General features: G+C 67.3%; 4 protein-coding genes. 3 read left to right on the top strand and 1 reads right to left on the bottom strand.

What is annotated here, in order from left to right; genetic code table 11:
• The 3 genes from ACFPB1_RS24910 to ACFPB1_RS24900 form a co-directional block, all read left to right on the top strand.
• Positions 1–3,006: DEAD/DEAH box helicase (locus ACFPB1_RS24910; protein WP_379228891.1), on the top strand; the 3,006-nt coding region annotated here is incomplete at its 5' end.
• A 246-nt stretch (positions 3,007–3,252) separates the two neighbouring features.
• A complete protein-coding gene (locus ACFPB1_RS24905; RefSeq protein ID WP_379228890.1) occupies positions 3,253–4,140 on the top strand; it encodes an ATP-binding cassette domain-containing protein in 888 nt (295 codons plus the stop codon).
• Positions 4,137–4,931, top strand: coding sequence for an ABC transporter permease (locus ACFPB1_RS24900; protein WP_379228888.1), 795 nt, complete (start codon positions 4,137–4,139; stop codon positions 4,929–4,931). Before ACFPB1_RS24905 ends, ACFPB1_RS24900 begins: the two co-directional genes overlap by 4 nt.
• Before the next feature lie 251 nt (positions 4,932–5,182).
• Here the strand turns inward: ACFPB1_RS24900 and ACFPB1_RS24895 are convergent, their stop codons facing one another.
• Positions 5,183–6,001, bottom strand: a complete 819-nt coding sequence (locus ACFPB1_RS24895) for a TetR/AcrR family transcriptional regulator (RefSeq protein WP_379228887.1) — start codon at positions 5,999–6,001, stop codon at positions 5,183–5,185.
• Between the last annotated feature and the right edge of the window lie 111 nt (positions 6,002–6,112).

Here is a 6,112-nt window from a genome sequence, read left to right as displayed (position 1 = left end):
GGCTCCGGCGCCGACGCGGACGCCGCCGCCGCGCGCGAAGCCGAAGCCCGGCGCGGCGCGGAGCTCGCGGACGGGCTGCTGCGCCTGTTCGCCCCGCCGGCGCCGCCGGAGCGGCAGGCGCCCGCGGCCGAGACGCGCTTCGATACGCGCGCGCCGCTCGCGCTGACGTTCGTCTGCAAGCCGTTCGTCCGCGCCGGCGGCAAGCGGATGCTCGGCATCGAGATCAGAGCCGGCGCGAAGCGGCCGGCCGCGATTCCGCGCATCCGCGAGTTTCTGCGCTGCGCGGCGGACGGCGAGCCGTGCGTCCTGTCCAAGACGCTGTCGTACGACCCGCGGCAGCACAGCATCCAGGCGGCGGACTATGCCGTCGTCGCCCAGCTGATCGCGATGGAAGCGCAGGAGCGGCTCTACCGCGACACCTCCGGCGTATACGCCGCCCACGCCGCGCCGGTGACCGGCGAGCGGATGCTGCCCGTGCCGCCCGGCGCCTGGGACGCGTTCCTCCCCGCGCTCGCCGCGGCGCCGTCCGCGGTGCTGGAGCTCGACAACGTCGTCTACGCCGGCATCGCGCCCGCGGACGAACGGCTGCCGCTGCATTTCGAGCTGGAACAGCAGGCGCGCACCGGTTGGGGCGAAAGCGCCGGAAATGCCGGATACCGCCTGCGCGTGAGCGGTCTGGCGGAGATGACGGTGCTCGAGGACTACGGCCTCGTCCTCGCCGAAGGCAAGCTGCTGCGGGAGACGCCCGAGGCGTGCGCACGGCTGCTCGAGCTGCAAGCGCTGCTGGCGCGCGCCGCCGAGCCGGACGAGCTGCCTCTGCCGCAGGCGCAGATCGAGCCGTTCATGGAACGCGTCATGCCCGGCCTGCTGAAGCTCGGCAGCGTCCGGATCGCGGAGGACGTCGCGGAGCGGGTCGCGCACCGGCCGCTCAAGGCGAGGCTGTACCTCGACCGCGTACGCGACCGGCTGCTCGCCGCGCTGGAATTCCACTACGGCGACCTGGTGATCAATCCGCTCGAGCCGGAAGCCGAACGCCGCCGCGGCGGCCCGATTCTCGTGCGGGACGGCGAGAAGGAACGCCAGATCCTCGCCCTAATGGAGGAAGCCGCGATGGCCAAGACGGAATCGGGGTATTTTCTCGGAGACGAGGAGCGTGAATACCATTTTCTCCGCCATGTCGTGCCGCAGCTGGAGCAGCTGCTGTCCGTCCACGCCACGTCCGCCGTCCGGACGCGCATCCAGGCCGGCGGCGCGCCGCCGAACGTGACGCTCACGATGAACGAACGCACCAACTGGCTCGAGGCGAAGTTCGATATCGACGGCATCCCCGCCGCGGAGATCAAGGCAGTGCTGCAATCGCTCGAGGAGAAGCGCGCCTACCACCGGCTGCCCACCGGCGCTCTCCTGCCGCTCGACACCGAGGAAATGCAGGAGATCGCCCGGTTCATCAACGAAGGCCGGATCACGGCGAAGGACCTGCGCGACTCGGGCATCCGGATCCCGCTCTTCCGCGGCCTGCACCTGATCGACGCGCCGCGCGGCGGCGCCGTCAAGCTCGACAAGGCGTTCCGCCGGCTGCTGGAAAACCTGCGCAACCCGGACAACCTCGATTTCCCGGAACCCAAGGGGCTGCAGCATCCGCTCCGGGATTATCAGGCGTACGGCTACCAATGGCTGCGGACGCTGGCGCACTACGGCTTCGGCGGCATTCTCGCCGACGACATGGGCCTCGGCAAGACCGCACAGGCCATTGCCTTCCTCGCCGCCATGCTGCCGGCCATCCGCGAGGAGCGGCTGCCCGCGCTCATCGTCGCCCCCGCCTCGCTGACGTACAACTGGCGCAGCGAGCTCCGCAAGTTCGCGCCGCAAATCCGCGCGGCCGTCGTCGACGGCACGAAGGCCGAGCGTGACGCGGCGCTCGCCGCCGGGGAGTCGGCGGACGTCGTCATCACGTCCTATCCCCTGCTGCGCCGGGACATCGCCCAATACGCGGCGCGCTCGTTCCACACGCTCATCCTGGACGAGGCGCAGGCGTTCAAGAACGATGCGACGCAGACGGCGAAGAGCGTCAAGCTGCTGCAGTCCCGCCACCGGTTCGCGCTGACCGGGACGCCGATCGAGAATCGGCTCTTGGAGCTGTGGTCCCTGTTCGACGCCGTCTGTCCGGAGCTGTTCCCCGGACGCAAGGCGTTCGGCGAGCTCGCCCTCGAGACGGTCGCGAAGCGCGCGCGGCCGTTCCTGCTCCGGCGGGTGAAGGCCGACGTGCTGAAGGAGCTGCCGGACAAGATCGAATCCGTCCAGGCGTCCGCGCTGCTGCCTGAGCAGAAGCGGCTCTACGCCGCCTACCTCGCCAAACTGCGGGAGGAGACGCTCCGGCACCTGGACAAAGACACGCTGCACCGCAACCGGATCCGCATCCTCGCCGGCCTGACCCGGCTGCGCCAGCTCTGCTGCCATCCCGCGCTGTTCGTCGAGGATTACGAGGGCGGCTCGGGCAAGCTGCGCCAGCTGCTGGAGCTGATCGAGGAATGCCGCGCCGCCGGCCGGCGGATGCTCGTCTTCTCGCAGTTCGTCGGAATGCTGAAGCTGATCCGGCAGGAGCTGCAGCTGCGGAACGTGCCGTATTTTTACTTAGACGGCAGCACCCCGCCGAGCGAGCGGCTCGAGCGGAGCACCCGGTTCAACGACGGCGAAGGCGACCTGTTCCTCATCTCGCTGAAGGCCGGGGGCACGGGCCTTAACCTGACCGGCGCGGACACGGTCGTCCTGTACGACCTGTGGTGGAACCCCGCCGTCGAGCAGCAGGCCGCCGACCGCGCCCACCGGATCGGGCAGAAGAAGGTCGTGCAGGTCATCCGCCTCGTCGCCCAAGGCACCGTCGAAGACAAGATGATCGAGCTTCAGGAACGCAAAAAGAACCTGATCGACGATGTGATCCGCCCGGGCGAGGAGCCGCTCTCCGCCTTGACCGAGGACGAGATCAAGGAGCTGCTAATGCTGACTTGAATCGTCTCCGATTCTCCCGCGGCGTCCCGCCGAACCCGCTAGGGCTGGCCGCCGCCCCGGGCTCCCGGCGCTCTGATCGCTTGGCCCAAAGCCCGACGCTAAGACGAATACGACCGCCTCATCCGCCAAGAACGACTTGGCGGATTTTTTGCGTTTTTACGGTTGCGCAAATTCTGTATGCATAATATACTGTTATTACAATATACTGTTTATAATATACACTATAACGTAAAGGAGCATGAACGAATGACCGCATTCGCGATTGAAACGAGAGGGCTTCGCAAAGCGTTCGGCAAGCAGGCGGTGCTGAACGGCATCGATCTGTCCGTGCAGGCCGGCACGATCTTCGCCCTGCTCGGCCCGAACGGCGCCGGGAAAACCACTCTGATCAACATCCTCTCCACATTGACACAGCCGGACGGTGGCACCGCCGCCGTCGCCGGCCGCGACGTCGTCCGCGGGCGCGACGCCGTCAAGCGCGCCATCAGCCTCACCGGCCAGTTCGCGGCCGTCGACGACATGCTGACCGCCCGCGAGAATCTGATCATGATGTGCCGGCTGTCGGGGTTTACGCCGTCCGAAGCCCGCGCTCGCACCGCGGAGCTGCTCGCGCTGTTCGACCTGGAGGCCAGCGCCGGCAAGCTGGCTAAGACGTACTCCGGCGGCATGCGGCGCCGCCTCGACCTCGCGATCAGCCTCGTCGCCCGCCGGCCCGTGCTGTTCCTCGATGAGCCGACGACCGGCCTCGACACCGTCAGCCGCCGCGCCCTGTGGGATACGATCCTGCAGCTGCGGAACGAAGGCATGACGATTTTTCTCACCACGCAATACTTGGAGGAAGCGGATCAGCTGGCCGACCGCATCGCCGTCATCGCCGGCGGACGCATCGTCGCGTCCGGCACCGCGCACGAGCTGAAGGCCCGCGTCGGCGGCGAGCGGATCGAGCTCGTCGGCGAGGACGGCGAGACGCTCGCGGTCTACGCCACCGACGGCACCCTCCACGACATCCGCCGGACGCTGAACGAGCTCGCGGGCAAGGCGCCCGCCGGTACCCGGATCAGCCTGCGCAAACCGAGCATGGACGACGTCTTCGTCGCCCTGACATCCGCCGATTACAAGGAGGCCGCCCAATGACGAACGCCACTCGCAACGTCCCGGCGCGTAACGCGTCCCTCGGCGCCGTGAACGCCGTCTTCATCGCCCGCAGCATCCGCCTCAGCCTGCGCAACGCCGAAGCGCTGATCATGGCCATCATGCTCCCCGTCATGCTAATGCTCTTATTCACCTACGTCTTCGGCGGCGCCATCGCTCCCGGCGGCGATTATGTCGACTACGTCGTGCCCGGCATCATCCTGCTATGCGCCGGGTTCGGCTCCTCCAGCACCGCCGTGGACGTCGCGCACGACATGACGAACGGCATCATCGACCGCTTCCGCACGATGCCAATCCGCAGCCTGAGCGTCATCACCGGCCACGTCGCTGCGAGCCTGGCGCGCAACCTGCTTGCGACCGGCGTCGTCATCGGCGTCGCCTTCCTCGTCGGCTTCCGTTCGTCCGCCGGATTCCTGGAATGGCTGGCCGCCATCGGCCTCATCGCCTTGTTCATTCTCGCGCTCACCTGGCTGTTCGCCGCCATCGGCCTCATCGCGGGCTCCCCGTCCGCGGCGTCGGGCTACGGCTTTATCCTGCTCTTCCTGCCCTATCTCTCCAGCGCGTTCGTGCCGACGGAGACGATGCCGCGCTGGCTGCAGGGCGTGGCGAACCATCAGCCGATCACGCCGGTCATCGAGACGATCCGCGGGCTGCTCGCCGGCACGCCGATCGGCGGCAGTGCCTGGCTGGCCATCGCCTGGTGCCTCGGCATTCTCCTGCTGGCGATCGTCTGGAGCATCGCGGCTTTCCGACGGAAAGCCGGAAAGCGCTAGGGGCTCCCGTTCCTCCGACGCCTTCGTTGTAACGGTATTCGCGCCTGTAGGCGCGCATGCACAAAAAAGCACGCCGGTTCCGCTGATGCGGAAGCGGCGTGCTTTGATGTTCAAGTCGTCCGGTCGCCGCTAGCGGCATGCGACGATGAACGCCGTTGACTATTAACGGCGTCAACCGCCGCGCCTGCGGAACCGGTTGTGCCGGTTCATGCGGCTATGCAACTGCGGCTGCAGTTTTGCGGCTTTCAGGGTTAGCCTTCGCCCCGCTCGGCCGCCCCGCCTGTCGGCGCTTGCCGCCGGCGCTCCAAATACTGCTCGATGCCGTCCAAAATGCGCTCCAGCCCGAACGCCAGATCGTCGCCGACCGTGCTTTCGGCTTCGCGCTCGCCGCCGTAGATCCCGGACATGACGATCGGGTACAGATCGGGGAAGCGCTCCGGCGTCACCAGCTTCTTCAGCGCGGGGCTCATGGAGAGGCCTGCGAAATCCTCGGGCGTCCCGCCCGCGCGAAAGGCGATCTCCATGTCCCGCCGGATGAGGCCGACGGAGCGGCTGTAGCTGCTCAGCAGCAGCAGCACGGACATTTTCTCGTAATCGTCGAGCTCGAGCGGGCGCAGAGTGCGGATCACCCAGTCGATCAGGCGAAGCACGTTCGGCGTGACCGGTACGCCGCTCACCGGAATGTCGCCGTACCACGGGTGCTGGACGAATACGCCGACACACGCCTCCACGTAGGCGCGCAGCCCGTCGCGCCAATGCTGATCCGGATCCTCCGGCGGGATCGCAATCTCGCTCACGGCTTCCTGCATCAGCAGCAGCAGATCGTCCTTGCTCGTGATATAGCGGTACAGCGACATCGTCGTATAGCCGAGCGACTGGGCAACGCGGCTCATCGAGACGGCCTGCAGGCCGTCCGCGTCGGCGATGGCGACGGCCGCATCGACGATTTGCTTGATGCTGAGCTCGCCCTTCGGTCCCCGTTTCCCCTGCTTCGCGAGCCCCCAGGTGAGGGCGACGCCGGCCGGCAGCCGCCGGAGCGCTTCATCTTCCAAGTCATAGCCGTCAGGCATAAGCATATCCTCCGTTACGGTGCTTTCGCGAAATTGTATATGTCATAAACAGTGTACCATAACCGCTATGACGGAACAATTCCGCGGCGCCGCGGACGGATGCGCCGCCTC

Source organism: Paenibacillus sp. GCM10023250 (assembly GCF_042653205.1).
Taxonomy (GTDB): domain Bacteria; phylum Bacillota; class Bacilli; order Paenibacillales; family Paenibacillaceae; genus Paenibacillus_Z.
Note: the sequence above shows the minus strand (reverse complement) of the source record. Positions and strands in the feature narration are given on the sequence as shown.